This is a genomic window from Microvirga zambiensis WSM3693 (genome assembly GCF_016735695.1).
In the GTDB taxonomy this organism is placed as follows: domain Bacteria; phylum Pseudomonadota; class Alphaproteobacteria; order Rhizobiales; family Beijerinckiaceae; genus Microvirga; species Microvirga zambiensis.
In genome coordinates this window covers 1-3,558 of record NZ_JAERQD010000148.1, presented here as the reverse complement: position 1 = coordinate 3,558, position 3,558 = coordinate 1, and the positions used below count along the sequence as shown (strand labels likewise).

Annotated in this window: 4 protein-coding genes and 2 pseudogenes; 3 read left to right on the top strand and 3 right to left on the bottom strand. The window is 62.4% G+C overall.

What is annotated here, in order from left to right; translation table 11 throughout:
* The 3 genes and pseudogenes from JKL46_RS34350 to JKL46_RS34340 all read right to left on the bottom strand — a co-directional run.
* A partial coding sequence (locus JKL46_RS34350; RefSeq protein WP_201842898.1) for a tyrosine-type recombinase/integrase occupies positions 1 to 548 on the bottom strand: 548 nt, incomplete at its 3' end.
* 128 nt (positions 549 to 676) lie between these two features.
* Positions 677 to 1,189, bottom strand: a pseudogene (locus tag JKL46_RS34345) (transposase); the annotation flags it as partial.
* 122 nt (positions 1,190 to 1,311) lie between these two features.
* Positions 1,312 to 1,689: pseudogene (locus JKL46_RS34340) on the bottom strand (carbamoyltransferase N-terminal domain-containing protein); the annotation flags it as partial.
* Here JKL46_RS34340 and JKL46_RS36160 point away from each other — a divergent pair.
* The 3 genes from JKL46_RS36160 to JKL46_RS34330 form a co-directional block, all read left to right on the top strand.
* Positions 1,660 to 1,818 carry a hypothetical protein gene (locus JKL46_RS36160; protein WP_245272844.1) on the top strand — a complete coding sequence of 53 codons (159 nt, stop codon included), beginning with the start codon at positions 1,660 to 1,662 and terminating at the stop codon, positions 1,816 to 1,818. The pseudogene JKL46_RS34340 and the gene JKL46_RS36160 overlap by 30 nt on opposite strands.
* Before the next feature lie 297 nt (positions 1,819 to 2,115).
* Positions 2,116 to 2,697, top strand: a complete 582-nt coding sequence (locus JKL46_RS34335; RefSeq protein WP_009489117.1) for a sugar O-acetyltransferase — start codon at positions 2,116 to 2,118, stop codon at positions 2,695 to 2,697.
* A 90-nt stretch (positions 2,698 to 2,787) separates the two neighbouring features.
* Positions 2,788 to 3,558 (top strand): transposase (locus tag JKL46_RS34330; protein ID WP_201842896.1); only part of this gene is annotated, 771 nt, incomplete at its 3' end.

The window sequence follows — 3,558 nt, the reverse complement described above, 5'->3', positions numbered from 1 at the left end:
TCGGCGCGCACGCGCAGCATGCGGCGTGCAGGATCGATGTCGTCGGTCCGCAGGGCGCAGAGCTCCTCGCGTCTGAGGCCTGCGTCATAGGCAATGGCGAGCATCGTACGATTGCGGATCGGCTCGGCGGCAGCAATCGCCAGGATCGCCGCCCAGCCGTCCTCGTTGGGGATCCACGGCAGGGTTACGTAGCGGGGCACGAGACCGCGCCGGGCGGTTCCTGGACGTGCGCCGGGTGTGTAGCGGCCGCGGCCGACCGGGCTCGTGACGCGCAAGCCCTCTTCGACGAGATAGTCGTAGAACAGGCGCACCGCCGTCAGCCGTTGCTGGATCGTGGCGTTGGCGAGCCGGGGCGGCGAAAGCGCGGAAGCATGAAACTCAGGGCGGCGCAACGGCCGATCGGTCAGCTCGCGCACGAAGCGCGCGACATGGTCCCGCCCGGCATCGACAGCGCTGACCGATTGCGCGGCGCAGAAGGTAAGATACTCGGCGAGGCCGCGGCCGTAGGCATCGACCGTGCGCGGCGCCAGCCCAAGGTCGGCGCGCATACAAAGCCAGGCCAGCGCCGGCGGGCATGCGGCCAGTGCGGGAAAACGCTCCTCGATCGACTTGGACGGCATCGACGCCCCCAGTCTCGCGGCCCGGCCAGCTCAGCCGGATTCCAAGTAACATACATGAACAGCGACAGCTTCTGATGCCCGTGCACCACGTCGCAGGTGTCGTCGAAATCCAGCACCACGCCGTCGGGCGGAGTGGCATAGCTGTCCATCCACTGGTCGACCAGAGCGTAGCTCAGGCGGATCGCATCGCGGATTGTCGGCGCATTCTCCAGGCGCGAGAGGGTTGGCTGCGAGGCCAGATCCGCACCCGTCTCCGGCAAGTGCCCGCAGGCGAGCTTGAACGCCGGATCCGCGCGCAGCGGACCGAAGTCGTTGCAATCCTCATAGCCACACGCGATGGCGAAGATGCGGGCGCGGAGCATGTCCGGGATCGCGTGCGTCACGCGGGTCGGATCGCGCCGATCCGGGATGATGCGCGCCAGCCGCTCGGCGATGCCAAGGCGGCGCTCGGCCTGGGCCAGGAGTATGACGCCGCCGTCGGACGACAGGCGTCCACCGTCGAACGCGGCGGTGATCTTCTTGCGGCCCACGGCTGGAAACGGGAAGGTGGCAGGTGTATCGTCCATCATGGCGGGTGTGGCACAGTGCAATCGGTGGCAGGGGTTGGTGTCAGCAACCAAATCCTACGCTGCTTCAAATGCTTAAGCTACATCCGCCAGCCCTCATCACTCTTCCGATGCATAAGAACGGCTAGCGCCAAGCGGCCGGAGAGGAAATCACCACTCTCATCGATCGCAAGAATCAGTCTTTGCTCGAACCCCGACATCGCAAACGCACTCGCAGCGTGCGCCTGATGGTGACTTGCGAGTGAGACCCGCGAACCATCAACTTCGGTACCGAACTCCTGCACTAGCAAGGTACGCAGCAGCACTTCGGCACCCAACGGAATGGAGGTGTCCGGCTGGAAAACGAACAGGCAATCGACGAAGGCATTGCAATTGGCCTCGGTAGCTTAGAAGGTGATACAGACGATGTCGCTGAGTTTAACCCACGCAGGTGCAAGGCAGTATTGAATCGACCCGCTCGGGAACTTGTTGGAGTGCTTGATACGACTGAAGCGCTCATCCATGACGGCCGCTATCACGCGTCCGTCACGATCGCAGGCGGGACGATTATTATCACCGCCACCGTGCATCTGATCGTGCGAACACTGCGAAGCAAACAGAAGAGTCCTTTCAAAGGTATCGTTTCCCGCTGATCAGCGCTACCCTAATCGTCCCAGGTCGGGTTGAGGTGGATGGCATGGAAAATGGCACGATGCAGACAACAGGCAGCGAGTGTGTTCTAGCTCGGATGCATTCAGACACCATTGGATTACAGAGTGGTCCTGATCGAGGAAACCGATCGGATTCGGGTATTCGATCATCATTGACGGGAGGAAAGCGAAGATACGCAGTCGACGCTTTACACGTTAGCAACCCGGCTCACGATTCAAGCTGACCGTCGCAGATGAACATGAGCCGATGATACAGATTTGAGGATCAGGAGGATGCAGATGTACACCGAACGTGAAAAAATGCTGGCGGGGGAGCTTTACGATGCTCTCGATCCGGATCTTGTTGCAGAACGATACAGGGCCAGAGATTTATGCCAGAAGTTCAACGCTTCTCGTGATGTGGAGGAACACCTACGCCGAGACCTGTGCAAGCAAATCTTTGCAAAGGGTGGTGACACGGTGTGGATACAGCCGCCATTCTACTGTGACTACGGCTCGAACATTGAGCTAGGCGAGGGGATATTCTTTAACTTCAACTGTATTATCCTCGATGTCTGCCGGGTTCGTATCGGAGATTACACGCTTTTCGGGCCAGCCGTTCAGATCTTGACACCCATGCACCCACTCGATCCAGCCCTGCGCCGGAAACAGCAGTATGGCAAACCAATTGAGATCGGATCGGAGGTATGGGTGGGAGCGGGTGCATTAATCCTGCCCGGTGTGAGCATCGGATCAGGGACAGTGATCGGTGCTGGTAGTGTTGTCACTCGTGACGTCCCAGCTGGAGTATTCGCGGCTGGCAATCCCTGTCGTGTTACTCGCGAGATTACTGCGGGTGAGGTGCCGTCCGGGAGGTGGTAGACTTTTGAGGGTGGCGTAGTCTCCGGGTGCTGCAACCCACACAGCGGGATTCGGGCGTTGGAGCGCTCCGGTCCCGTGGGAGACCACGCCATGACGGACCTTATCAGAAAGACAGATGCTGCGCATCCTGCCGGCCAGCCTGAGGCCCGGCTTTTCGACGATTGGATCGACCCGATCGAGACCGGCGTGCGCGAGCGGGTGCGGGGCTGGATCGAAGCCCTCATTCAGGCGGAACTCGAGGCGGCTCTGGGCCGGCCGCGCTATGGCCGCAAGGAGCGTCCCGCACCACCCGCCTCCACTCACGGCTATCGCCATGGCAGCCGCTGCCGCAGCCTGACCGGCACCTTTGGCCAGACAGAGATTTCGTTGCCGCGAGCGCGCTTGCGTACCGAGGATGGCCGCACCACTGAGTGGAGAAGCGCAACCCTTCGGGCTTATCAGCGGCGCACCAAGGCCGCCGATGCGCTGATTGCCTCAGCGTATCTGGCCGGCACCAACACCCGGCGGGTCCGCCGGGCCTTAGCCGCCCTGTTCGGCGGAGCCATCGGCAAGGACACGGTCAGCCGGGTCTGGCGCAAGGTGCAGACCGACTGGCAAGCCTGGAACCAGCGCTCGCTCGCCGACGAGCCGATCGTGCGGCTGATCCTCGACGGCACGGTGGTGCGGGTCCGGCTCGACAGGAAGGCGACCTCGATTTCGCTGCTGGTGGTGATCGGGGTGCGCGAGGATGGCCAGAAGGTGCTGCTGGCGGTCAAGAACATGGGCGGCGAGACCACGGCCGCCTGGCGTGCGGTGCTCGACGACCTCGTGGCACGCCAGCTGCGCCGGCCAGCCTTTGTCATCGTCGATGGCGCGCCGGGC

Excerpts from the sequence above, each read along its gene's own strand:
- JKL46_RS34335 (WP_009489117.1), top strand. The coding sequence starts at position 2,116 with ATGTACACCGAACGTGAAAAAATGCTGGCGGGGGAGCTTTACGATGCT.